Origin of the sequence: Vibrio sp. GLN_1 (assembly GCF_043106015.1) — a bacterium.
Taxonomy (GTDB): Bacteria; Pseudomonadota; Gammaproteobacteria; order Enterobacterales; family Vibrionaceae; genus Vibrio; species Vibrio parahaemolyticus.
On record NZ_JBICMD010000036.1, the window covers coordinates 608,688 to 633,269 of the forward strand.

Genomic DNA, 24,582 nt, shown 5'->3' on the forward strand with positions numbered 1-24,582 from the left:
CTCTAATTATTTTCTGACCTTACATCTGGTGTCGCGTGTGAACAAAGATCTCGACTTAAACCTACTCAAAATTCTTGTCTTATTGGATAAGCACCGCCAACTCAAGCCCGTTGCAAAAGCGATGGGGAAAAGTGAAGCGTCCATCAGTAAATACCTTGCCCGATTACGACTTCAGCTTAACGATGAGCTGTTTATCCGACATCCTCACCACATGGAGCCGACGGACTATTTAAAGCGTCAACTGCCCAAAATTGCCGACGCGTTGGAAAAGCTTGAAACCTGCTTAATTAGTGGCGAGTTTGAGCCAGAAAACTACGAAAAAGACATCACAGTCTGTTTACCGCAAACCGCTCAATACTCATTTGGTCACTTGCTCGCAATGGATTTGATGGAGCTGTTCCCTAAAGCGCACATTTCAGTGGCCACCATTACTGAGTACACGGTTGAAGAGATCATCCTAGGCAAGGTGGATGCGCAGCTTCATTACTTTAACGATGACTTACCGAAATCTGTCCATCAGAAATTCATTGGTTATGCACCCGCAGTGGTTGTGGTTCCGGAAGAGTTGGGGATTACAACTCTTGAAGAAGCTGCACAATTACCATTCATCATGTTAGAAATCATCGGCTGGAAAGAGAAAGAGCAGCTTGCCAAGCGCGCAATGGAGAGTCACGGTATGGTGATTAACCGAATTGCAGCGTTAGATAATGTCAGCAGCGTGTTGAAGCTAATTAAGAAAAAGAGTGCGGCAACGGTGTTACTTGAGTATCAAGCGCCAATAGAAGGGTACAACTTTATACGAGTACCGGAATCTTACTACCCGAATGGTTGGCCCAAGATTGTGGTGCAAATGAAGCAAAGTCACCGGCATGATGCAATGCACCAGCTGTTAACTGGCGCCATTGCAAAATACATGAGTGCTTAATTCTCAGTGCTTAGCGGCAAAACTGAATGTTTTCTGACTGAGGGATAGTATGCAGCAGCTCAATCAATGAGTCTGCGTGGTACTTCTTCAAGATACGTGTTTTGTAGGTACTGATCGTTTTAGCGCTCAGTGAAAGCTGCTCAGAAATCTTCTTATTTGAGTAGCCTTGCGCTAAGTAATGGAACACCATAGCTTCGCGGTTTGATAGCGTCACATCACCCGATGATGGCGTGTGAGTCGACTTAAACATCGAGTAACCGCGAGACACACTCACAATCGCATCGGCGATAGTTTCTCTTGCTTCATTCTTGTTTAAGAAGCCGTTAGCGCCCATTTCGTAAGCGGCTTTAGAAAGGCTAGAGTAGTCTCGTGAAGAGACAAACAACAGTCGTCCTCGATAGCCCGTCGCTAAAATGTTTTTGGCTAAACGCATACCATCTCGGTCGCCAAGCACTACGTCTAATATAATCAAATCAATCCTTTGACTTCGAACGAGCTCCATTACTTCCGCACTGTCAGTGGTTTGGATTACTTCAGCTGTGTTGATTGCATTTTCAACAAGAGAAGCAAGCGCTTCGCTGTACAATGGCTGGTCGTCGATAATAAGAACGTTATTCAAAGTGAACCTCATCTAATATTTCAACTAGTACGCTGTCAGGCAACAGCTCGATTGGATGAGTAGGATTGTAGGAAAAACCTTGCTGAGAGGAAGGAAAATGACTCTTTCCAAAAATGAAAATCAGTGTCTTATTTTTTGGAATGTTGGCGGCAGCCATTGAAACGCTTAACGATGAGAAAATTGTGTAAAAACACGCTCTGACAGAAAACTAACAAACAGAAAACGTTAATTCATCCATTGCTGACCGTGATGTTCTGTTTCGCATATTGATACATGTTGTTGTATTTAATGGATTGTAATTCTCGGTTATCACACAAGTTTCGTATTACGCGGTCACAATGCTCGAGCTTACGATAAATCGCGTATTCGCCGCGATACTCAAATGGGCGAAGTGAGGCCAACCTCACAATCGCTAAACAGATTTTCTTAGAGTGAGGAAGAAGGTCGTGCAGTTGAAAGTAGCGATCAAAGTGCGGCGTGATTGAGGAGGTTGAAATCGACTTCTGAGCGGTAATTTGTCTTCGGATTTGCTCGATTTTGGTCTGCGATTCTTGCAAGCGCACTTCCAGGCTTTTGAGCATGTGCACTTGGCTTCGGAAAATACTTGGATGTTGCGCCTCGGCAATGGCTCGGCGAGCACGTGGCAACATCGATTTCATTTCACTTAAAAATGAACAACGTTCGAGCAGTACGCACAGATGGTAAAGATCATAGAAGTGCGACAGTTGATTGCTGGCTAGTACCGCTCTGACTTGAGAAATAGCGGCTTTTAAATCACCACGAATCAGCGCGATGTGCGCGTCAATCAATGCAAATTGGGCTTTGAATTGCGAGTTCTTCTCTATTTCACCAATCAGTGGGTTTAATCCAAACAGAAGGTTTTCAAAGCATTGATTTGAAGGTGCATTGAGCGCTCGGTATAAGTGGCAGCGCACAAAATTCAGTTTGGTGAAGATGCCACCTCGGAAGGTATTTTCGTTCTTTTCGTAGTAGCGCTTAATGTAAGTGACCGCGTCATCGTAAGATTCGCTGGCTAAAGAGAGGTTGGTGATCACCAGTTCACGCTCAGAACCAGCATCTAGCAACATGGTCGATTGCTTAAGGTGTTTGATCGCTTTAGGAATGTCTTCACTCAGTACCGCCATGTTTGACATTTCATCGTGATAGTAGGGGTTCTCTTTTTTACTGCTCAAGCTTTCCAGAACTTCTTGTGCTTTTTCTAAGTCATCGGTCTCAATTAGCGTGTTGGCGAGTGCAGTTTTAATCCAGTCAAAATTGTCTTCTTTGAGTAGCTTTTCGTATTCGCTACGGGCGCTAGAAAACTGTTTGTTTTGCACCATTGCATGCGCACGGTAACGTCTGATCAGTTTTGAATATTCGGGATGAAAGGGAAGAAGGGTATCAGTGGCTTCAATCACGCCTTCAAAGTCCATCTCACGCAGTTTTTCGTAAATCGGTAGTAGCACGCTTCTGCGTTTCATGGCTGACAGCAGTCGGTTGCGAAAAAAGGTGTGATTAAACGGTTTTAGCAAGTAGTCATCAGGGTCGCAGTCCACTATTGAACGTACGATCTTGTGATCATTTTCTCCGGTCAAAAAAACGAAAGTTGTATGTGCAGGCAGAATTTGCGCGTGCTTTAACTCTTCTAACAACTGAAAGCCATTGAGCTGGGTTTGAAAGTTGTAGTCACAAATCACCAAATCAAAATGCATTTGCTTACAAAGATTGATGACCTCAAAAGGTTTATAAGCGTAATAGATGTCACTTAAATCGAGTTGTCGAAGTATCGCGGTCACGCTACTCGTAACCAGTCTGGAATCGTCAGCGACCAGAACTTTACACAGATTACGGTCAAAACTCATGGGTCAATCCTTGTGCAGTCAAAGCGTGTAATAAAATTCAATGCAGCGGAAGCTTAAATGCTTCTCTTGAGGTTTTTTTGAGGGAAGAGAATCGCTTTATGTATGTTGAGTAACCCAATGATGGACGTCATTAACGCTTAGCTCTAGATCGGTGATGAGTTTCTCTAACGCCGTTTGATAAAGGGGGGAATCAGATCGGCCCAATTGTTCGGTCAATAAAGCGGATTGATGAATACGCTCTAAGCCTATTTGTGCGAGCCCGCCTTTAATCTTGTGCACGGTCTGGAGTAAATGTTTTGGTTCGTGTAGATGCGCTTTTAACGCTTCGAGATCTTCTGTCATGGTTTCCAGATACACCTTTGCCATGTGGTGTTGCATATCGGCTGGAAAGTGAGTTAACCATTGAGTATGTAGAGAAGAGTCTGAATTCATATAAGTGGAGCATCGTTTGTTATTGATTAAGAACAGATAAATAGTTATTAATTTTAAGAAACGGGTCAAGTATAGGACTGTTTTTAAACTAATTCTAAATTATTGATATCTAATGTTTTGTTGTGGTTGTGAGGCTTTTCTTACATCAAAATAGGAAGCCAATAAGGGAGAGGTTGCTGCACTACACTCGATAGCTGCGTTTCAAATTTCTTCATGTTAGAAATGAGTGGCATTTTATTGCTATCTTCTACGTTGTAACTTTGCTTGTGGTACAAAGCATTCGCTCAAATTATTCCTAAACTTTTCAGTGTTATGGCCGCTATAGAACCTAACGAAGGCGGGAGAGTGTAATCTCTACCGAAGTCTTGTTCAAAATTGAGACATATTTTCACTGTTTGAGATGGAAGTGTGCAGTAATCGTCCTTTTGAAGGTTTACAAACACAGTCGTAAAGACTAAAAAGGACGCTTGGATTTTTTGCCGTAGGAAGAAGTTCTTTACGGTATTGCATCAAGCCTTTTCTTGACGCGTTTTTTGGATATTGGGTCTATGAGTAACGTAACCAGCACCATTTTGACTGAAAGTGGTACCAATGAGCTCGAAATTATTGAGTTTCACCTAGAAAAACAATTGCCAGACGGCAGCACCAAAACCTGTTATTACGGTATTAACGTTGCCAAAGTACGTGAAGTGATTCGCGTGCCTGAGACGACAGATTATCCGAACGCGCAACCTCATATGATTGGTGTGTTCTCATCTCGCGATGTCCTAACGCCTTTAGTCGATTTGGCTGGTTGGTTAGGTGTCCCTACGCGACAAGACCTTGAGCGCAAGTTTGTTATCGTTACCGATTTCAACAAGATGACCAATGGCTTCCTAATCGACAGCATTTCACGTATTCACCGTATTTCATGGAATGATGTGGAATCGCCAAGTCAGTTTTTAGAAGCCGGTGAGCAGGATTGTGTTGTGGCGGTCGTTCGCAAAGATGGCAACCTGATTATGATCCTCGACTTTGAAAAGATCATTGCAGACATTAACCCTGAGCTGAGTATGGAAAAATACGACGTGAAAGTGGATAAATCTGTTGATTTGAACCAGCGCATGGTTGGTAAGCGTAACGCGAAAACCATCATGGTTGTGGACGATTCCGCGTTCATCCGTTCTCTGATTCAAGATACTTTGGCGTCGTCAGGTTACAACGTTATCACCTGTAAAGATGGTGGTGAAGCGCATGAGAAATTGATGAGCCTGATTGAAGTTGCGAAAGAAGAACAGCTACCAGTACGAGAACTGCTGGATGCGGTTGTGACGGACGTAGAAATGCCTCGAATGGATGGTATGCACTTAGTGAAAAGGTTGCGTGAAACCGAAGCGTTCCGCCAAATGCCAATTATCATGTTCTCGTCACTAATGAGTGAAGATAACCGAGCAAAAGCGCTGTCGCTTGGCGCTAATGACACCATTACCAAGCCAGAAATTGGTCGTATGGTGAATATGATGGATAAATACGTATTCGCTTAATTTGCGTATCGCTCATCAAGCACAGAGTTAAAAGTAATAAGGCTGCCGATTGGCAGCCTTATTTGGTTATGGGCAAGGAAGAATTTCTAATTTATAGCTTTCGTTTGGTGACATTGGTGGCCCATACAAGATGCCACATTGGGTCAGACTCGCACGGGTTTCATCTGCAGCAGCGATAACCATTTCTCGTGTTGTTGACCCCTCAGGGTGATGAAATGTTTTCCAGTCTGAGCCTTCTTCATTTAACCCTTGTACGAGCAGCTTTAGTGATTCGGAATCTGAATCAGGGTAACCATATAAGAACACACAACGCTTTGAACCACCGATATTACAGCCGTCAAATGGCAAATCTGCCATCAAGCCACTGTCTACGAAGTTTGAAACGTACGACTTGCTCTCTAATCCGGCGATGGCCATTTTTCCGTAACCAATCCCCAACGCCGACTCAATGGCACCTTTCATACCTTCTAAGCGGGCTTCGCGAGCATCGTTTTGTAAGTTTAAAAAACGTGGTGCGGCGGTGACAGCAAGAATGCCGAGTATCACAATCACCACTACTAACTCAATTAGAGTAAATCCAGTCTGTTTTTTCATATTATTTTCACAGCAAGTTAAAGGTAAAAAAAGTAAATAACTGTACGCTTTTTTGTTGTGGAAATAAGTACAGTATTGATAAAAGGGTCAGCATTATAGAGCGATGCAAAATAAAGCGCTAGAGCTCGACATCAATCATTTTGATGATTTTATCAACGGCATATGTGTTGTTTTGGTGTACAGTGCGTTCAGTTTTCTGTAAGAAAAGCCTTACGTTGGTAGTGGGGTTAGCGAAAATGAATGTTGTCTAAAAACAGACAAATAGATTGTCTTTTCATGGTCATTGAGGAATGCTACGCAAGGCGGGGTTAGGCAACTATCTCGAAATGCGATAAGTCTAGCGCCATTATTGATCATCTGAATATAAGAACAATCTAGATGGAATTTGATTCGGTTAACTTGCTTGCGATGGGACTGATTTTTCTCGGTTCTTTTGTCCAAACTGCGATTGGTTTTGGCTTAGCCATTGTGGCCGCGCCGTTGCTCATTCTATGGGCGCCCGAATATGTGCCTGCACCTATCTGTTTGGTCGCGTTGTTTATTTCGATCATGAATGCGCTGAAACACCGCAGTAGCGTCGAAATCGGTGGTTTAAAAATGGCATTGATTGGCCGAGTTCCCGGTTCTATTGCTGGTGGCTTCATGTTGTTCTTTGTCTCCACTCAAGCACTAACGTTGTGGATCGGTTTACTCGTTCTATTCGCGGTTATCGTCAGTGTGCTTCCGTTTCGTATTGAACCTACACCTCAGCGTATGACGTTAGCTGGATTTTTCTCCGGTTTGTTTGGTACCAGCTCGGCAATCGGTGGCCCTCCGATGGCATTGCTATTGCAGCATCAAGAAGCGAATCAGTTACGCGGTAACTTATCGGCATTTTTCGTATTCAGTTCTATCATCTCTTTGGTGGTTCAAATCCCAGCGGGCTTCTTTACGTTGCACCATCTTGTGATTACGATTCCGTTGCTACCAGCTGCCGGGCTTGGGTATTGGCTTGCGATGAAAACGACGCAATCGCTGCCGAAAGAAAAGATTCGTTTTGGTGCGTTACTGCTGTGTTTTGTTAGTGGCTTTACGGCAGTCGTACAAGGGCTGAACCTGTAACAATTAGGCGCGATGATAATCACTTTACAAACGCCTTTTGCGCTATAAAATCGCGTCACTTTTTCTTCATCTCAATGAGCAATAGCCTATGAATCATCGTCACTACGGCAATTTTATGGCTGCGTTATCCTTCGTTATTTGGGGATTACTGCCGGTTTACTACCGTTTTCTTCCTAATGCTGCAATGGATGAGTTGCTAGCATGGCGCATTATTGGCTCGGTACCCGTAGGGATTCTTATCGTCTACGCGGTGACTCGCCATTGGCCAAATTGGTCACAGGTGTGGCGAGATAAAAAGTCTCTTTGGTATACCTTTGTGGCAAGTAGCCTAATGTGTATTTCTTGGAGTGCATTTACGTGGGCGTTGACTCACCATCGAGTGATTGATGCAAGCTTGGGCTTTTTCATCGGGCCACTTGTGTCTGTCGCTTTAGGTGTATTTGTTTTGGGAGACAAGCTTTCTAAGGGGCAATTAATTGCAATATTGCTCGCAACTTGTGGCGTGTTATACCAAGTGTTTCAATACGGGCAGCTACCGTTTGTTGCCTTAACAATGGGGCTTTTCTTTGCGCTTTATGGACTCTACAAAAAGAAAATCAACTACGATTGGAGCACAACATTGTTTATTGAAGCACTTGTTCTTGCGCCGTTTGCGTTGGGATATTTGCTGTTCAAACAATGGACGACTGGCGAGCTTGCTTCTTCCGTTGATACGACAACCTTATTGCTTTACTTCGGCAGCGCGCCAATCACGATTCTTCCTTTGATCTTCTACTCAATCGCGATTCGTATTACAAACTTATCGACGGTTGGTTTGATGCAATACATAGAGCCGAGCTTGCAGTTTATTCTTGCTGTCGTGTTCTTTGGGGAGCTGTTCGATGACGTTAAAGCGGTTACGTTTGCCTTTATCTGGGTGGGTTTGTTGCTCACGATCTTCGAAGGCGTTGCGAAAGGAATAAAGCGCAAAAGGTTGGCTAATCATTCGGTGTAGGTCGAATCCGGTTTAAACCAAGTTTGGGTCAAACCACGTTCGTTTTAATTCATCGTGCATCCAAGTAAAACCAAACATAAAAGCGCTCAGTCGAGCGCTTTTTTATCACTGAAATTCAAGTTATGAATAGCGATGTTTTTCATTATTCGGCATCTTGAAGTTACTTAGGTATAGTGGATAGGTATCTGAATAGAAAGGACTCAACATGATCACTGCACTTTATGCCAGTATTCTGGCTCTACTTTTAGTTTGGTTAGCGTTTCAAGTCATCAAACAAAGGCGCCTTAACAAGGTTGCGTACGCAGATGGCGGCGTAGAAACACTGCAAATTGCCCGCAGCGCACAAAGTAACGCAAGCGAATACATACCCATTACGTTAATTCTTATGGCGTTGTTAGAGTTTAACGGCGCAGTACCTATTTGGATTCATCTTACCGGTATTATCTTTGTAATTGGCCGCATCATTCATGCCAGAGGTATCCTACAAGAGAGTTTTAAAGGAAGAGTGAAGGGCATGCAGCTGACGTTTCTCGTGATTGTGTCTCTTGTGGTTTTGAATATGTTTTACTTCCCTTACGGAAAATTGTGGTAAGTCTAAATAAGTTCCTATAGTGCCAATCTGTTTGCGAATTGCTAAATCGAGTTTGCAAATTGCAATGGAAACTGTGAGCAAACAGTCGCTATTGATGAAGTTTTAATGAAATTGATTAAATATCAGCCTGTTTCTATGCGCTTTAAAGTTGGCACGCCTCATGCTTTAGTACTACTGACCCTTTCTAAGCCGAGGGTCACCTAGCCAACTGACGTTGTTAGTGAACCCAATTGTTCACAAGTATATACAGCCAATCACACACCTTGTGGTTGGCTTTTTTTTATCTTCAGGTTTCCTATCTCAGCACGCTATTAGGGTGTTTGCCTTATCGAATAAAACCAACAAGTGTGATAACTTGCGCGCGGTTTAAATGTAATTGGTTGTATTAATGAAGAAAACAATACGTGTAGTAGGTGTGGCATCTTTACTGTGCTGTCAGTCGGTTAATGCGATGAGCGAAAAAGACTGGGACGTTCTAACGGATATTGGCACTTACGGTTTAGTGGCAACCGCTGCAGCTGTGCCAGCTTATAAAGGCGATTGGGAAGGGTTCTGGCAAGCAGGATTGAGCATTGGCACTGCTTCTGGTGTTGGTTTGATTGGTAAAAAGACCATCGATGCAGAACGCCCAGATAAAAGTGACAACGACAGCTTTCCATCCAACCACACTGCAAACGCATTTGCTTCTGCGACCAACCTTTACTTGCGTTATGGATGGGAAGCCGGACTTCCTGCATACAGCATGGCAGCGTTAGTGGGCGTCGGCCGTGTTGAAGCCAAGAAACACTACTGGCGAGACGTGTTAGCAGGCGCGGCTATAGGCACGTTGAGTGCTTATATTTTTACTGATGCGTATGACGAAAATGTACAGCTTGTACCTTGGGTGACCAGCGAGGATGCGGGTATCTCCATCACTTATCGTTGGTAAGGGTATGAGTTAGATATTTGAATCGAATGAAAAAAGCCTCGGAAATGTCCGAGGCTTTGTTGTTTATGAAGTTACTTAGAACTGCGCTTTAATCCAGATCATGCGGTGGTCAGATGAAACATCTTTGCCATTACCGTATTTGCCGATGCGCGAATCGTTAAACAGTTTACGACCTTCTTCATAAGATGCAGACCAGTAAACGCCGGAATCAACCACGTTTAAGTTTGCAGAAGGCAAGGCGTAGTCTACACCTAAACCAAATGTTGAAGTGATACGGTTCGGATATGGGTGAGTTGAGCTCTTTTCAACGGCGTGTTCAGCTGCGCCAAAGCTTGTTGGGTACAGGTTGCCGTTCATCACGTCTTGGTTAACCAGCGGATCACTATGCAGATCTTGCATGACAGAGCTAATACCATCGCCAGCAACTGGATCGAGGTTTTGGTCGCCCATCATGACGAATTTAGCACCGCTCGCCAAGCCACCTTGTTTACCTGCATCGTCGTAGAAAAATTCTTTTCCTTGGATGTAATGGTGCCAAAATTCCACTTCCGCTGCGTTTTGCGCTTGGTTTTTACCTGGATCGAAAACTGGTGGTGTAGGGTGCGACATCAGAAGATGAACAACCTCATTACCATTGCTGGTCGGGATGATAATTGGTGCATCTACGTGGTTTTTAGAAGAGAGGCGTACTTGAGCCCATTCCTCTGCAGAGTACCACTCATCGCCACACTTCATGCCGTCTGGAATTTTTTGTGAGCCGTCACAGATAGTAATGGTTGGGATTTTCGCGCCTTCTAAATCTTTCCATTTAAACTCTTGGAAGGTTCGTGTATTTGCCGTATCAATTTTGTACTTAGACATTAGGGCAAAGGCGTATTGGCCATGGTACATGCCAAAGCCCCATGCATCCCCCGGCATTTGGCCGGCAGTGCCGTTGTTGTCGAGGTCAAAATCGCTCAACAAACCTGTGTTGGTAGAGTAAGACTCTGCATAAGGGTATTCGATAGGTTCGAGGTTTGCTTCTCCGCCCGCGCCATCGAGGCTTTGTGCAACAGACAGGTAGTTCTTTTGGAAGCCTTCAAGGGCTGCTTTGTCTTCGCCTGTTCCGTCGTTGTTGTATTCCGCCATCATCAGTACATCAGGGCGATTCTTTTGAATGATCGCAGCAACGTTGCGAATTTGAATGACCTTTTCCGCAGTGGTTTTGTCTTCAGCTGCGATGGATCCGTCTAAATAGGCTTTAACCAATGCAGCTTGTTGCGCTGGTTCAATTTGCATTTCATTTACTAAAGCTTCGAAGGTCGCGCGGTCAAAAGAGAGGTTGTAGGTGGCAATCTTTACTTCAGTTGGCTGAACGTTTAAGTATTTCGTGTCGTCGTCATTGCAGCCAGTCAGTAAAGCGGCACCGATAAGGAGAGCGAGAGAAGTTTTAATTGTTTTCATGGGTACGTCATACCTTATAATTGATTCGGGCAAATATTAATAACATCAGTAATATTTGTAAGCGATATGAGTCACACAAACGTTTGCATAATTACATATACAATTAATTTTTGTGTGATTTGTGCAATAAATGCGACAGTTTCAACATCAAAAGGTTATATGCAAATTGTTAAAGGCATGTGTCGAGAACGTTGAATCGCCATAAACTCATCCATAAGGTCTATAAATTCCTGTGCTAGACTCAATGAACAGAATGAGATCAATAAGCCTAACGTCCTGTTAAGGGATTATTCGGCGCATAAAATCTGTCAGTTTGGCTTTGCTATTTGTGCAAAATAGGGGACTTACCGATGGATCTAGGATCAAAATATCAGCGCAAGCTCGTAGTTGGCTTTGTGTTGGTGTCACCACTTCTTGTTTCACCTTCTCTCTCTGCCGCTCAGTTGGAGCGATTAGAGCCAAATCATGGACGTGTGGTTTCTCTCGAAAAGCAAAACCTTGCCGCGACCCAAAATGTCGCCAAAGCGCTTGGATTAAAGCCGGGCAATAATGTTCAAAAGCTTAAAGCCAACCAAGACAAAAATGGTGATGTCCACGTCCGGTATCAACAAACCTACAAAGGAATTCCGATCTGGGGGAAACAGATCGTTTTACACCGCGATAAACAAGGGAAAATCAAACGCTTTGGCGGTACGTTAGTTCATGATATCGGGCAAGACATTTCTAACACGACTCCTCAGCTCAGCCTTGAAAGAATAAGAAGCAAAGTACAAAAGCCGTATTTGGATGTTGGCTATCACATCGAAGATCAACAGCAGGGATTGCGTATTTATATCGATGACAAAGACGTTGCGCATTTAGCCTATGAGATCCAGTTTTTTGCCGATTCTGAACAAGCGGTAAACCCCACTAGACCAACTTATCTCGTGGATGCTAAATCCGGTGAAGTGCTGTTGCAGTATGAAGGATTAGCTCATGCAGAAGCAGATGGCCCGGGAGGCAATCAAAAGATTGGTTTCTATGAGTATGGTAAGGAATACGACCCGCTACTTGTTCAGCAGTCGGGGAGCACTTGTATCATGGATACGCCTAATATCGTCCAAACCATCAACTTAGATGGCCGAACTTCAGGTAGTGTTCACACCTTTACTTGTCCAACGAATACGGTCAAAGAGATCAATGGCGCGTACAGCCCATTAAACGATGCGCACTACTTTGGCAAAGTGGTATACGACATGTACAAAGATTGGTTGAATACTGCTCCCTTGACGTTTCAGCTGCAAATGCGAGTCCATTACCGCAAGCGATATGAAAATGCCTTCTGGAATGGATCGAGTATGACATTCGGCGACGGAGCGAGTTACTTCTATCCGTTAGTGAGTTTGGATGTCTCCGCTCATGAGGTCAGCCACGGGTTTACAGAGCAAAATTCTAACCTGATTTATTCAGGTCAATCTGGCGGTATTAATGAAGCGTTTTCGGATATGGCTGGCGAAGCAGCAGAGTTCTATTCCCGAGGTTCAAACGATTGGAAAGTCGGATTTGATATTCGTAAGTTTCCAACTGGCGCATTACGTTACATGGACAACCCTCCGTTAGACGGACGCTCGATTGACCACGCGTCTCAATATGTCAGTGGTATGGATGTTCATTACTCTAGTGGTTTGTTTAACAAGGCGTTTTATCTGTTAGCCGTCGATTATGATTGGGGCACTGAAAATACCTTCAAGGCATTTGCCCACGCGAACCAAAACTATTGGACACCAAGTGCGACGTTTGATTCAGCTGCTGCTGGTGTATTGGCGGCGGCGCAAGACTTAAGCTTACCTGCGAGTGATGTGACGGCGGCTTTTGCCCAAGTTGGCGTGTCGACGGATGGTGGTGTCGTTGAACCACCTTCAAGCGCTTGTGATGCTGTGTCGTTGAGTAATGGGACATCAAGCAATATCGAATCTGCTTCGACAGGGCAGTGGCACTGCTTCACTATTGATGTGCCAGCAAACGGTTCAGACTTAACCATCACGACCGCAGGTTCAAATGGGGATGCCGACCTTTACGTTAAGTTGGGCAGTGCGCCAAGTTTGTCAAACTACGATTGTCGCTCTATCAGCTCGAATAGTAACGAAGTGTGCAGTTTTGCTACGCCAAGTGAAGGGACGTGGCATATTGGGGTTTACGCGTATAGCGGTATCAGTAACGTGAGTGTAACTGCGAGTTATACAGAACAAGAAGCCCCACCACCTTCTGGCGGTGTGACAACACAATCCATCAACAATGGCAAAACGTGGACGGCGATTGTCACGGGCTCAGGATTGCTTGGGGGCGTGTGGAACAACAACCCTAGAGATTCATGTGGCAATGATAGCGAGTGTAGCAAATCGGGTATTGATAAAAAAACTGGTTCGGTAAGCTTCACGCTGAGTGATGGGCAAACTTTTGTCATTCTCAAACCATAGCGACAAAGCATATTTCCTAAGGCTCTGAAATTCTCAGAGCCTTATTTTTCTCTTACGAATTTTTGATTATACTCGAGGGCCACACAGAAGTGAGGACGACCTCACCGCTCTATCTTTTCTCGGGGACGACCCCAATCTCGTTGGGAAATATGACATGGCTTGGGGAATTCTCTTCATTGCGGGCTTGTGTGAAATCGCATGGGCTGTCGGTCTTAAATATTCACAAGGGTTTACCAAATTTGGCGCTTCGGCGTTCACCATCGTTTTTATGTTGTTGAGCTTTTGGCTGCTTGGTATCGCGTTAAGAACCTTACCTTTAGGCATCGCTTATGGCGTCTGGGTTGGCATTGGTGCAATAGGCACGGCAATCGTCAGTATCTACTTGTTCAATGAGCCAGCAACGCTAATTAAAGCACTGAGTTTATTGATGATTGTGGCAGGTATTGCAGGGTTAAAAATCTCTGCTTAACGCCGGGTTAAACATAAAAGAAAAGCCAGAGTCGACTCTGGCTTTGTTGCATTTAAATATCTTGCCCGTTTGGGATGGAGGCGTTAAGCGCTGCGCTTAATAAAAGGCAACCGTAAATGATGGCCGAACACATTGATCAATGCGCCCGCTACAATTAACGCGCCGCCAATGTATGTCCATAGTGATGGAAGCTCGCCAAAGAACACAATGCCTAACAGTACCGAAAAGACAATCTGCACGTAAGAGTATGCTGATGCTTTACCTGCTTGTTGAGTTTGCATCGCCTTAGTCAGCCCAAGTTGACCAATTTGAGTGAACACGCCGACCAATACCAACATACACGTCAGGTAAAGATCTGGCATGACAAAGTTATCCCCCATAAACAGGATGGACGTTGGTAGCGCCACAAGCGGGAAGTAGAAAATGATCACCGAGCTATCTTCGGTTTGGCTAAGCTTTCTTACAATGACATAAGCAATAGAGCTACCAAAAGCACCTAAAATAGCAATCATTACACTGAACATCGGGAGTGTTTGTGCAGATTCTACGCCGGTTTCTGGCCGAACCATGACGTAGACGCCGAGCAAACATAGCGCAATACAAATGAAAGTTGTAGGCTGAATTCGTTCTTTCAAAAAAATGACAGCGAGCAGCGCCGTAAATACCGGATGAATGTATTGGAAGATGGTTGCTTCTGCCAAAGGTAACGTGGTCACCGAATAGTAAACACACATCAGCGCGAAGGTGCCCACCGCGCCACGCGCTAAGAGTAGTGGTTTGTTGTTGCCCCAAACAGAGATTCGTTTTCGTTTCACATCTAAATAACTGATCACTAAAGAAACGAGTGCTCTTGCTGCAACGATTTCAAAGACAGGGATACCATGAAGACTGACATGCTTTACCGTGGCCGACATTAGCGCGAACCCGAAAGCGGAGAGCACCATAAAGCGCACACCAATGGGAACCATAGCGTTGAGTGAATTAGACATTTTACTGCTCATTTGTTGCGACAGATCGCACTTTAGCATACTCAACAGACAAAATGATCGGCGGCATTCAAACATCTCTGCCGAGAGAAAGAATAAGCGGTAGACTGTGGGTTCTCAATCAACCTATCTTTCTTTCGCGCATGGAGCGCATCTAGGAAATATCTAGATATTTAAGGAGCATACATGATCCCAATACAAGCGACGCATGTCTCTGGCGTTGTCATCTCTCGAATTGATGGCGTAGATAAAATTCTGTTACTCAAACGCGTTAAAGGCGGGTATTGGTGCCATGTGGCTGGTGGTGTAGAGGCTGGTGAAACAGGATGGCAAACCATTCTGAGAGAGCTAAAAGAAGAGACGCAGATTGACGATGTTGAGTTACATAAGGCGGACTTTTTAGAACAGTTCTACGAAGCGAAGGAGAACCGAATCTTGGTCATCCCATGCTTTGTGTTATTTTGTCCGCCAAACCAACCTGTGGTGCTTAATGAAGAACACACGGAGTATCGCTGGTGTTCGCTGGAAGAAGCAAAGCAGCTTACGCCGTTTGCCAATCAACATCATCTCTATGATCATGTTTGGCAATACTATGTTGATGTGGAGTCGCTGACACCGTATACATTAATCGAGCAAAACAGCTAGGAAAGGGCAACAAGGACGTGACTCATAAAATTTCTGTGCGAGCGGCACAAAAGCAGGATTCTGCAACCATCTTAAGATTTGTTAAAGAGTTAGCTCGTTACGAGCATTTAGAACATGAAGTTAAAGCCAGCGTCGAAGACGTTGATCGAGCGATTTTCGGCGAAGATTCGACGACACACGCAGTGATTTGTTATGTGAACGAAGAACCGATAGGATTCGCCGTCTACTTTTTTAACTACTCAACATGGCTTGGAAAGAACGGACTCTACTTGGAAGATCTATATGTTTCTTCTGAGTACCGAAATGTTGGTGTTGGGAAAGCGTTGTTAAAGCATTTGGCGAATATTGCCGTTGATCGTGGTTGTGGCCGTTTTGAATGGGCTGTATTGGATTGGAACCAACCCGCGATTGATTTCTACCAGTCAATCGGTGCAGAGCCTCAAGATGAATGGAAGATCTATCGACTGGCGGGAGATGCATTGCAGCGCTTTGCTAAAGGATGATGTGAATGGGAGATTCGATGTATCCACACGACTATCAAGGGAATGGCTCGCAAGCGCGCTTTTCCGTCTCGGAAAGGGTCTCAATTGAGCCTCTAACCACCAAGCATGCGACGGTTTTACTGGAAGTGGTGAACACGTATCGAAACAGCCTATCTGGCTATTTACCTTGGACGGACTTTGTGACCAACCGCAGAGAAGCAGTGAACTACATCTCTCAGCGCGTGAACAGCAAAGCGTTAGATGCCCACTGGTGCGCGATTTATTTTGATGAGCAGTTTACGGGTGTTATTGGCATCAAGGGTGTGGATTCGCACACACACGTTACTGAGATTGGCTATTGGTTGGCGAACAATGGGCGAGGACACCGAGTGATTGACCAAGTGCTTGCGGTTCTGATTCCTTTTTTAAAGCAGAAAGGGCATGCGCAGTTCATTCAGTTCCACTGTATGGAAGATAACATTGCCAGTATCAATATTGCTGAGCGTGCTGGTGCCACATTAAAAGAATACGTTGATCACGAGTTCGAGACGCTTGACCGCTCTCAACGATTAGGCATTTATGAATTGCGTCTGACTTAGCTCCAAACCCACCGATATTTTAATCAGAGTTCGAACTCTAATTTCGCGAGCGCTACAATAGTAACATTGTTGCGCTCGTGTTAATTTGGAGCGTCATTGATCGAAACTAGGCTAGGAGAAGCATCATGAACGCAATCGCAGAGGTTGACGTGGACACCTCGTTACAGCAAAGCCTCGACCGCTTAAAAACGGCGTATGCCGCCGACCCTTATCCTAGTTTGGATGAACGTAAGCAGCGCCTTATTATGCTAAAACAAGCGCTTATCGCGAACAAACAAGCGTTGGTGGAAGCGCTGAGTGACGATTTTGGTTATCGTTCAGAATTTGATACCGCAATGACCGACGTTTTGCCGACGGTCTCGCACATCAATTACACCCTCAAACGGCTAAAAAAATGGTGTAAACCTAGCAAGCGTGAATCAGGTTTGTTGCTTGCTCCGTCGAAAGTGGCCGTTCAATATCAGCCACTTGGCGTTGTCGGGATCATTTCGCCGTGGAACTTTCCTGTCATTTTGAGCCTTGCGCCTTTAGTGACTGCTTTGGCCGCAGGCAATCGTGTGATGATGAAGCTCAGCGAATTTACGCCCAAAACCAATAAAGTCATCGTCAATATTTGTCGCGAGCTGTCGGAATATGTCGAAGTATTTGAAGGTGAAGCAGACGTTGCACAAGCATTCAGCCAACTGCCATTCGATCATCTCTTGTTTACTGGCTCGACAAATGTTGGCCGCGCTGTGGCAAAAGCAGCGGCAGAAAATTTGACTCCAGTGACGTTAGAACTGGGTGGGAAATCTCCGGTGATCATCGCAGAAGATGCAGACATGAAGAAAGCCGTTGATGCAATTTTGTTTGGTAAATGCATCAATGCGGGCCAGATTTGTGTGGCGCCTGATTACGCGTTTGTACCGCAAGAACGCGTCGAAGAGTTCATCACGCTGTTCTTAAAACGTTTTGAAAAACTCTATTTGAAATCCAACAAGAATCAAAAGCTGACCCATATTATCAACCAACGACAGTATGAGCGTTTGACTGCGCTACTTGAGGATGCCAAAGCTCAGGGCGCAAGCATCCATACTGTTGAAGCGTCACCTCAAGAGGAACGGCTTTTGTACCCTCATTTGGTCACAAACGTGTCAGCAGATATGCGAATCATGCAAGAGGAAATCTTTGGGCCACTTCTACCCATCAAGTCATACAAAAGCTTAGAAGAAGCGATTGACTACATTAATCAGCACCAGCGACCGCTTGCGCTGTATGTTATGTCGGACGACAAATCGACCATCAAACAGATCGTGCGCAACACACACAGTGGCGGCGTCGGCATTAACGACACGGTATTACACGTTGGCGCTGAAGATGCGCCTTTCGGTGGCATTGGTCAATCGGGCATTGGTCATTATCACGGAGTGGAAGGATTCAGAACCTTTAGCCATGCGAAAACCGTACTCCACACGCCGAAATGGCTGCCAAGAACGGGGGCATTAATGCGTCGCAGAGCAATGGCGATAAAAGCGATTCAAAAGATTTTTGTTCGATAGTGATTGAATTGTTCAAAAACCGCCCAAACGGGCGATTTTTTGGTTTCTATGCGTTCTAAATTGCGGATTACCAAAGGCCGAGAAGCTTCCACCACGCACCGCCAACAAAAACAAAGATTGGAATGACGATGAGTGAGAAGATAAACCCGATTTTCCACCAGTTTTGCAGAGTGTGGAAACCAGCACCAAACAAGATTGGCGCAGGGCCAGACGAGTAATGCGTGGTCGACATATACAAGTTGCTGAAAATACCAAGAACAATCGCAGCAAGCATCGGAGGTGCGCCAGCAGAGATCGCAATAGCCAAGAACGCGGAGTACATCGCACTGATGTGTGCCATTGCACTCGCCATCAAATAGTGGCTGTAGTAGTAAACCAAAAGAAGCACGACGATGGTTGTCACCCAGCCAAAGCCGGACAGTGACTCGGCCATAGACTCGCTGAACCAGCTGATGAATCCGAGTTTGTTAAGTTGCGCAGCCATCATTACCAATACAGCGAACCAAGTTATGGTGTGCCATGCTTCTTTTTCGCCAAGAACGGCGTCCCATGTGATTGTGTGAGTGAGAAGCAAGAAAACTAACCCAAGTAAAGCCGTAACCGTTGCATGAATGCCTAATGTTGGGCCCAATACCCAAAGTGAAACCATACCGATAAAAGTGATACAAACCATCAGCTCGTCACGCGTCATTTTGCCCATTTCAGCCAGCTTTTGACGCGCAATTTCACGCATTTCTGGCGTCTTCTTCAGCTCTGGTGGAAACACCATGTACATCACGAGTGGGATGAGGAACAAACACAACAAACCAGGGACGATCGCCGCGGTTGCCCAGCCAGCCCATGTGATTTCAACGCCTTGTTCTTTTGCGAAGTTAGCGGCGAGTGGGTTACCTGCCATAGAGGTTAGGAACATCGCACAAGTAATCGCGTTACATTGGAAGATACATTGCACCAAAAATGCGCCGATTCGGTTCTCAGTACCTTTTTCTGGGTCGGAATCATAAGCACTCGCAACCGAGCGAAATAGCGGAGAAATAATACCACCACAACGTGCTGTGGTACTTGGGGTTGCAGGTGCAAACAGCAAATCAGTCAACACTAAGCCGTAAGCAAGGCCTAATGAGTTGTGACCAAGTTTAGAGATAAACCAGTATCCGACGCGTCGACCAAAGCCGGTGGTAATAAAACCGCGAGAGATAAAGAACGCAGCTGCAATCATCCAAATCGTTGGGTGAGCGAAGCCAGTCAGTGCGGTTTTGATTGGTAGTACGCCAAGCAGTGTCGCGAGCGTCAAACCCATCAACGCCATCGCGCCAAGAGGAAGTGGGGCGAGAATTAAGCTTAGTACGGTGGTGACGAATATCGCCATCATTTGCCAAGCTTGATCGGTGAGTCCTTCTGGGGTTGGGATAAACCATAAGATGCAGCCTATCGCGACCAGTAGGAGCATTTTCATTTGGGAACTATTCATACATCCATCTCCAAGTTATTTTTCTTCATCATAGGGTTTGGAAATGGCAAAAAACTGAGAAAAATCAATTTCATCAACGACGTACTTGAGTGCTTTATCAATTTGCATGTCACGACAAAATCTGTTTGAAAAATAATTGAGAATAAACGCATTAAATTAATAAAAGTCATAAAAATCACCACTGAGATCCGCGTCAAAATTCATGGTGAGAGCCCCTAAGTCGAATAAGGAATTGCGGTAAACTTAGGGCAAGTCATCTCTTGGAATCCTATCGTGCCGTTTGCTTCCTTTTCTTTTACCAAACAACTGGCCGTATTGCTTAGTGGTGTAATGCTATTGGGCATGTTGAGTTGGTGGAGTTACAGTGCTCATCAGTTGGACGACATCCTCACTCATCAAATCAGCCTGCGTGCTCAAGTTCAGTCGCAGCAACTCTCGCAATTGTCCAGCCTTATTGCCGCTGTTGGGTCTGGTAGCGCAAGCAAAACGTCAGAAATCATCAATGCGGTTCAGGCGGTGAGTGATGCGGACTTTATCACCGTGAGTGATCGCGCAGGAATTCGGCTGGCACATCCTGTCGCTGAACGCGTTGGTCTGCCTGTATTGGGAGGTGACATTGAAAGAGCGCTGGAAAACGGCGAGTCCTATCTTTCTTATGGCGTGGGATCTTTAGGGCCATCGGTTCGTTACATATCTCCCATTTTTTCCAATGAAGGCGATGTGATTGGCATGATCAAAGTTGGCTATTTGATTGATACATTGGATCTCTGGACAAGCGAACGGTTATTGCCCTTGATATCGTTCGGAATCATTGCCGTCGGTATTTGTATTTGGTTGTCTTGGAAGTTTTCTCGCTATGTTCGAACTCAAATGCAAGAGTTAGAACCTTGGCAGCTTAAGCAGGCATTAAAAACGCATCAAGGCGTGCTGCAAGCGACGTATGAAGGATTGGTCGCGATAAACTCTGAGGGAAGTTTGTATCTTATTAATGATTCCGCTCGCGCTATGCTCAACTATCATCAAGAGCTTGGCAACGTATTTACCGACGGGATAGATAACCCAGAAAGTTTTTCGCTGAAAGGTGACGATTACATTAATGGATTGATTCGCGTGAATGGCAAAAACTTGGTGATGAACCGAGTTACGCTTCGTACGTCGACAGGTGAGCCTTATGGCGCAGTGTTTAGCTTGCGTGACCAAAATGAGATGCACGTACTCTCGGAGAAAATCAGTCAGGTGACGCAGTACATGGAGAACATGCGCGTTGCGCGTCACGAGTATCAAAATAAGCTTTCGACTATCTCGGGCCTCTTACAAATGGGGGCTTACGATAAAGCGCTTTCAGTTTGTTTGTCGCAAGCGAAAGCCAGTCAATCACAACTGGATTCGCTACATGCGCTGAATAGCAGACCGGCCTTGTCAGCCTTGATTTTGGCAAAGGCGAGCAAAGCCAACGAACTGGGTGTGGCACTGAGCATTGACTGCCAAAGTGATTTGAGCGCGCTGTCTCGCCGTTTGTCAGAAGAACAATTGTGTGGGTTGATTGGCAATTTAGCTCAAAACGCTTTGGAAGCGGTGAAAGGACGAGAGAACGGTCATGTACACATCGGTATTTCAGAATCGGCCTGCGAGTACACCATTCAGGTTTCGAACAATGGCCCGCTGATCGAGAGTGAATTTGATGCGTTGTGCGAATTGGGCTTTACCACTAAGCAAAACAAAGCCGATCATGGAGTAGGCATGTACCTTGTACGTTCCATCGTTGAGCAAGGCAATGGGCATATGGAGTTGGACAGTGACGAGCAAGAAACCGCGTTTACGATCTATTTCCCCAAGGAGTTAGGATGATAAAAGTAGTCATAGTGGAAGATGATCCCAACATTGCAGAGCTTCATCACCATTTCATTGAGCAAGTGGAACAATATCAAGTCGTCGGTATTGCTGGTAGTATTCACATTGCCCAGCAGCTAGTGACGCATACTAAGCCGGATTTGGTCATCGTCGACAACTACTTGCCAGACGGGCAAGGTGTCGAGCTGGTTTATCAATGGTTAGAGAGCGACCAGAAACCAGAATGCATTTTGGTCACGGCGGCCAATGACGCATCTACGGTTCAAAAAGCCCATCGTTTCGGCGCATTTGATTACCTCGTCAAGCCCGTTGATTACTCAAGACTAACCGAAAGCTTGCTCCGTTTCGCAAAGGTCAAAAACCATATGCGTAGCCAAGAGAGTTTTCGACAGTCGCAGCTTGATGACTTGTTCCATCTTGGAAAAGGCACGCCAACGGATTTGGCTGGTTTAGATCCTTTTATGTTCCGTCAGGTGGTGGACCTGTTTACGCACGTGCATGTCGAGCACACCGCATTGAGTGTGTCGGAAAGTTTAACCATCAGTAAGAGCACGGCGCGTCGTTATTTGGATAAAGCCGTTGAGCAAGGTGAGTTGGTGGCTTTTTTAGAACACGGGAAAGTAGGGCGACCGACTCGGGTTTATCGCAATAAGTTAGTTTCAGAAAGCTAAGTGTTTGAGATAAAGCACAAAGAAAGGCTCTTGTTGAAAGAGCCTTTTTCACGAAATGTCGACATATTTTGGCAAGTTTAATGCAGAACTTCACTGCTGAATCTTAAGTATTTGCAGTCGTTCATCAAATCTTTAAATGCCTTTCTATCCAGCTTAATCAGAGTTTCATGATCGCCGGCTTCGAGATAGACATGTTCCAAATTTGCTAACCTTTCATCGCAAACTGTCGACATGTGGTAAGGGCTACCAATCGGCGGAATAGCGCCGTGTTCACAATCGGTGAAGAGTCGATAAACCATGCGCTCTTTCACCAAGTGGAAGGTGGCGTTAAATTCGTCGTTTAATCTCGACAAACTGATTTTGTTGTTGGCAGGTAAGACCGCCATCATATGACGCCCTTCATGATCCTCAAGAATCACACCTTTTGCGATATTCATTAAAGGCACACCTGCGGCAACACCACTTTGTAGCGAGCTATGACTGTGGCTGTGATTCACGGTTTGAAAGTGAATGTTATGCTCAGTCAAATATTCATCTAATCGGGTTGCAATCGTCATATAGCCTCCACGTGTATGAGACCCATAAAGAGTATAGGAGAGGACGGTCGCAATCGCGCATTTTACTCCGCTTGCACTGACGCTCTTTGGCTCCTGTTCTACGCTTATTTGAAAGCCAGCGACAAAGCATGGTGAAAAACAATAACTAGGGGGCAACATGAGCAAGCCAATCATCGCCGATAACAAGCCGATCAAAGTCGAATTGAAGGCCGGGCAAGAATACTATTTTTGCCGTTGTGGGCGATCAAAAAAGCAACCTTATTGTGACGGCTCGCATTCTGGAACTGGGATGAAGCCAATGAGCTTTACTGCGGAAAAAGATGAAGATGCTTATCTCTGCCAGTGCAAGCACACCGCCAATGCGCCTTTTTGCGACGGTACGCATAAACGATTTACCGCCGAGCAAGTGGGCAAAGAAGGCCCCGATCAAAAACGAGAGAAAAGTGAAAAGCTCGCCGCTGCCAATACTCAAGAGGAGCCAACTCTAGAATTTATTCACCAACTTGCCAGAGAAGGGCTCTCTAAGCTCGGTCATCATGGGCCGATGGCTGCAATGGGCGTGCCTAGGCACTTGTTACCACATTGGGATGCAATACAAATCATGGTGGCGCAAATGGCGACACAACCGCTGTTGGAAGATGTTCCCGTGTCTACCGAGTTGATTGTGGGGCCAAACGCACGTAAGCCGCTCAAGCTCGCTATTCCTTTATTGGTGTCGGACATGAGTTTTGGTGCGCTTTCGGAAGAAGCGAAAATCGCGCTGGCAAAAGGTGCGGAGTTAGCCGGAACTGGGATTTGCTCCGGGGAAGGCGGCATGTTGCCAGAAGAGCAAGCTGCTAATTCGCGGTATTTTTATGAGCTAGCCAGTGCGAAGTTTGGCTACGACGAATCCAAGCTCCTAAAGGTTCAAGCCTTTCACTTTAAAGGTGGACAAGGTGCGAAAACAGGGACAGGAGGCCATCTTCCTGCCAACAAAAACGTTGGTAAGATCTCTCAGGTGAGGGGCATTCCTGAAGGGCAACCTGCAATATCGCCACCAACCTTTACCGATCTTCATACTACTCACGATTTCAGAAAGTTTGCCGACAGAGTTCGTGGCATTACTGGCGGTATTCCGATTGGCTTTAAATTAAGTGCTAACCATATTGAGCAAGACATCCAGTTTGCGCTCGATGCGAGTGCCGATTACATCATTCTCGATGGCCGTGGTGGTGGCACGGGCGCGGCACCAACCATGTTCCGTGATCACATTAGCATACCGACCATTCCTGCCTTAGCTCGTGCACGTAAATACTTAGATGAAAAAGGCGCAAGTGACCGTGTCACGTTAGTCATCACTGGTGGACTTCGCGTTCCTATGGATTTTGTCAAAGCGTTAGCGCTCGGTGCAGACGGCGTGGCGATAGCGAATAGCGCGATGCAATCAATTGGTTGTGTTGCAGCTCGCATCTGCAACACCAATAGCTGTCCGGCAGGCATTGCGACGCAAAATGCCGATTTGAGGCAGCGTCTCGATATTGAAAAATCGTCTCAACAACTGAAAAATTTCTTTGAATCATCGGTTGAGCTCATGCAAGTGATGGCAAGGGCGTGCGGTCATGATTCACTCAGCCAATTCAATGTTCGGGATTTAGCGACGTGGGATCAAAACATGGCGAGATTGTCGGGCGTTAAGTATTCAGGGGTAAATCCAATCTGATCTGAATCCATATAAAACGCATATATGTACATGTTTGGTAACAGTAAAAGCTTGTAAACAGCGTGCAAATTTTGAAGAAAAAGACTTCTTTCTTGCGTCAAGTGGACTACGCTGTTTTGGTCAGGTATTCAATGTTTTTCGCATT

24 protein-coding genes are annotated in these 24,582 nt (G+C 45.4%); 15 read left to right on the forward strand and 9 right to left on the reverse strand.

What is annotated here, in order from left to right; translation table 11 throughout:
- Nucleotides 1-37: 37 nt before the first annotated feature.
- Nucleotides 38-925: a LysR family transcriptional regulator gene (locus tag ACF8OV_RS20505; RefSeq protein WP_005489294.1), complete on the forward strand. Its 888-nt coding sequence runs from the start codon at nt 38-40 to the stop codon at nt 923-925.
- A 10-nt stretch (nt 926-935) separates the two neighbouring features.
- Here the strand turns inward: ACF8OV_RS20505 and ACF8OV_RS20510 are convergent, their stop codons facing one another.
- From ACF8OV_RS20510 to ACF8OV_RS20525, 4 genes are all read right to left on the reverse strand, one after another.
- On the reverse strand, nt 936-1,544 hold the full coding sequence (locus tag ACF8OV_RS20510; RefSeq protein ID WP_005454317.1) for a response regulator transcription factor: 609 nt from the start codon (nt 1,542-1,544) through the stop codon (nt 936-938).
- Complete coding sequence (locus ACF8OV_RS20515; RefSeq protein ID WP_005454149.1) at nt 1,537-1,701, reverse strand: hypothetical protein; 165 nt, start codon at nt 1,699-1,701, stop codon at nt 1,537-1,539. Before ACF8OV_RS20515 ends, ACF8OV_RS20510 begins: the two co-directional genes overlap by 8 nt.
- A gap of 73 nt (nt 1,702-1,774) precedes the next feature.
- Complete coding sequence (locus ACF8OV_RS20520; protein WP_005486537.1) at nt 1,775-3,406, reverse strand: response regulator; 1,632 nt, start codon at nt 3,404-3,406, stop codon at nt 1,775-1,777.
- A gap of 96 nt (nt 3,407-3,502) precedes the next feature.
- Nucleotides 3,503-3,838, reverse strand: coding sequence for an Hpt domain-containing protein (locus ACF8OV_RS20525; protein WP_228067791.1), 336 nt, complete (start codon nt 3,836-3,838; stop codon nt 3,503-3,505).
- 548 nt (nt 3,839-4,386) lie between these two features.
- Between ACF8OV_RS20525 and ACF8OV_RS20530 the strand changes: the two genes are divergently transcribed.
- Entirely contained in the window at nt 4,387-5,361 is a 975-nt protein-coding gene (locus tag ACF8OV_RS20530) for a chemotaxis protein CheV (protein WP_005481272.1), read from the forward strand.
- 66 nt (nt 5,362-5,427) lie between these two features.
- On the opposite strand, the gene ACF8OV_RS20535 is transcribed toward ACF8OV_RS20530, so the two are convergent.
- On the reverse strand, nt 5,428-5,955 hold the full coding sequence (locus ACF8OV_RS20535) for a type II secretion system protein (protein WP_005498659.1): 528 nt from the start codon (nt 5,953-5,955) through the stop codon (nt 5,428-5,430).
- A 378-nt stretch (nt 5,956-6,333) separates the two neighbouring features.
- Between ACF8OV_RS20535 and ACF8OV_RS20540 the strand changes: the two genes are divergently transcribed.
- From ACF8OV_RS20540 to ACF8OV_RS20555, 4 genes are all read left to right on the forward strand, one after another.
- Complete coding sequence (locus ACF8OV_RS20540; RefSeq protein WP_005486597.1) at nt 6,334-7,056, forward strand: sulfite exporter TauE/SafE family protein; 723 nt, start codon at nt 6,334-6,336, stop codon at nt 7,054-7,056.
- A gap of 88 nt (nt 7,057-7,144) precedes the next feature.
- On the forward strand, nt 7,145-8,050 hold the full coding sequence (gene rarD, locus ACF8OV_RS20545; RefSeq protein WP_017447640.1) for an EamA family transporter RarD: 906 nt from the start codon (nt 7,145-7,147) through the stop codon (nt 8,048-8,050).
- A gap of 205 nt (nt 8,051-8,255) precedes the next feature.
- Nucleotides 8,256-8,642 (forward strand): MAPEG family protein, encoded by a 387-nt coding sequence (locus ACF8OV_RS20550; protein WP_020842033.1) that lies wholly within the window; start codon nt 8,256-8,258, stop codon nt 8,640-8,642.
- 388 nt (nt 8,643-9,030) lie between these two features.
- Entirely contained in the window at nt 9,031-9,570 is a 540-nt protein-coding gene (locus ACF8OV_RS20555; protein WP_020842034.1) for a phosphatase PAP2 family protein, read from the forward strand.
- Between the two features lie 75 nt (nt 9,571-9,645).
- Here ACF8OV_RS20555 and ACF8OV_RS20560 read toward each other — a convergent pair whose 3' ends face one another.
- Nucleotides 9,646-11,013, reverse strand: a complete 1,368-nt coding sequence (locus ACF8OV_RS20560) for an endonuclease/exonuclease/phosphatase family protein (RefSeq protein WP_025637563.1) — start codon at nt 11,011-11,013, stop codon at nt 9,646-9,648.
- 350 nt (nt 11,014-11,363) lie between these two features.
- Here ACF8OV_RS20560 and ACF8OV_RS20565 point away from each other — a divergent pair, with 350 nt between their 5' ends.
- The gene (locus tag ACF8OV_RS20565; RefSeq protein WP_193238919.1) at nt 11,364-13,469 is read left to right on the forward strand and encodes a M4 family metallopeptidase; all 2,106 of its coding nucleotides are present in this window, start codon (nt 11,364-11,366) and stop codon (nt 13,467-13,469) included.
- Between the two features lie 154 nt (nt 13,470-13,623).
- Nucleotides 13,624-13,938 (forward strand): multidrug efflux SMR transporter, encoded by a 315-nt coding sequence (locus ACF8OV_RS20570; RefSeq protein ID WP_005498670.1) that lies wholly within the window; start codon nt 13,624-13,626, stop codon nt 13,936-13,938.
- Nucleotides 13,939-14,021: 83 nt separating this feature from the next.
- Here ACF8OV_RS20570 and ACF8OV_RS20575 read toward each other — a convergent pair whose 3' ends face one another.
- Nucleotides 14,022-14,927, reverse strand: coding sequence for a DMT family transporter (locus tag ACF8OV_RS20575; RefSeq protein ID WP_025535266.1), 906 nt, complete (start codon nt 14,925-14,927; stop codon nt 14,022-14,024).
- Nucleotides 14,928-15,110: 183 nt separating this feature from the next.
- On the opposite strand from ACF8OV_RS20575, the gene ACF8OV_RS20580 reads away from it, so the two are divergent.
- The 4 genes from ACF8OV_RS20580 to ACF8OV_RS20595 all read left to right on the forward strand — a co-directional run bounded on the left by ACF8OV_RS20580 (nt 15,111) and on the right by ACF8OV_RS20595 (nt 18,188).
- Nucleotides 15,111-15,569, forward strand: a complete 459-nt coding sequence (locus tag ACF8OV_RS20580; protein ID WP_015313152.1) for an NUDIX pyrophosphatase — start codon at nt 15,111-15,113, stop codon at nt 15,567-15,569.
- Between the two features lie 17 nt (nt 15,570-15,586).
- Nucleotides 15,587-16,072, forward strand: coding sequence for a GNAT family N-acetyltransferase (locus tag ACF8OV_RS20585; protein WP_140082419.1), 486 nt, complete (start codon nt 15,587-15,589; stop codon nt 16,070-16,072).
- A gap of 5 nt (nt 16,073-16,077) precedes the next feature.
- Nucleotides 16,078-16,650: a GNAT family N-acetyltransferase gene (locus tag ACF8OV_RS20590; protein ID WP_005454340.1), complete on the forward strand. Its 573-nt coding sequence runs from the start codon at nt 16,078-16,080 to the stop codon at nt 16,648-16,650.
- Nucleotides 16,651-16,775: 125 nt separating this feature from the next.
- Nucleotides 16,776-18,188 carry a coniferyl aldehyde dehydrogenase gene (locus ACF8OV_RS20595; RefSeq protein WP_203503147.1) on the forward strand — a complete coding sequence of 471 codons (1,413 nt, stop codon included), beginning with the start codon at nt 16,776-16,778 and terminating at the stop codon, nt 18,186-18,188.
- Between the two features lie 67 nt (nt 18,189-18,255).
- Here the strand turns inward: ACF8OV_RS20595 and ACF8OV_RS20600 are convergent, their stop codons facing one another.
- Complete coding sequence (locus ACF8OV_RS20600; RefSeq protein ID WP_017447632.1) at nt 18,256-19,659, reverse strand: anion permease; 1,404 nt, start codon at nt 19,657-19,659, stop codon at nt 18,256-18,258.
- 273 nt (nt 19,660-19,932) lie between these two features.
- Between ACF8OV_RS20600 and ACF8OV_RS20605 the strand changes: the two genes are divergently transcribed.
- Complete coding sequence (locus ACF8OV_RS20605) at nt 19,933-21,507, forward strand: sensor histidine kinase (RefSeq protein ID WP_025500689.1); 1,575 nt, start codon at nt 19,933-19,935, stop codon at nt 21,505-21,507.
- On the forward strand, nt 21,504-22,181 hold the full coding sequence (locus ACF8OV_RS20610) for a response regulator (protein WP_005395226.1): 678 nt from the start codon (nt 21,504-21,506) through the stop codon (nt 22,179-22,181). Before ACF8OV_RS20605 ends, ACF8OV_RS20610 begins: the two co-directional genes overlap by 4 nt.
- A gap of 77 nt (nt 22,182-22,258) precedes the next feature.
- On the opposite strand, the gene ACF8OV_RS20615 is transcribed toward ACF8OV_RS20610, so the two are convergent.
- Nucleotides 22,259-22,738 (reverse strand): aminoacyl-tRNA deacylase, encoded by a 480-nt coding sequence (locus ACF8OV_RS20615; RefSeq protein ID WP_005486498.1) that lies wholly within the window; start codon nt 22,736-22,738, stop codon nt 22,259-22,261.
- Nucleotides 22,739-22,895: 157 nt separating this feature from the next.
- Here ACF8OV_RS20615 and ACF8OV_RS20620 point away from each other — a divergent pair, with 157 nt between their 5' ends.
- Nucleotides 22,896-24,437 carry a glutamate synthase-related protein gene (locus ACF8OV_RS20620; RefSeq protein ID WP_203503144.1) on the forward strand — a complete coding sequence of 514 codons (1,542 nt, stop codon included), beginning with the start codon at nt 22,896-22,898 and terminating at the stop codon, nt 24,435-24,437.
- The last annotated feature ends 145 nt before the right edge of the window (nt 24,438-24,582 follow it).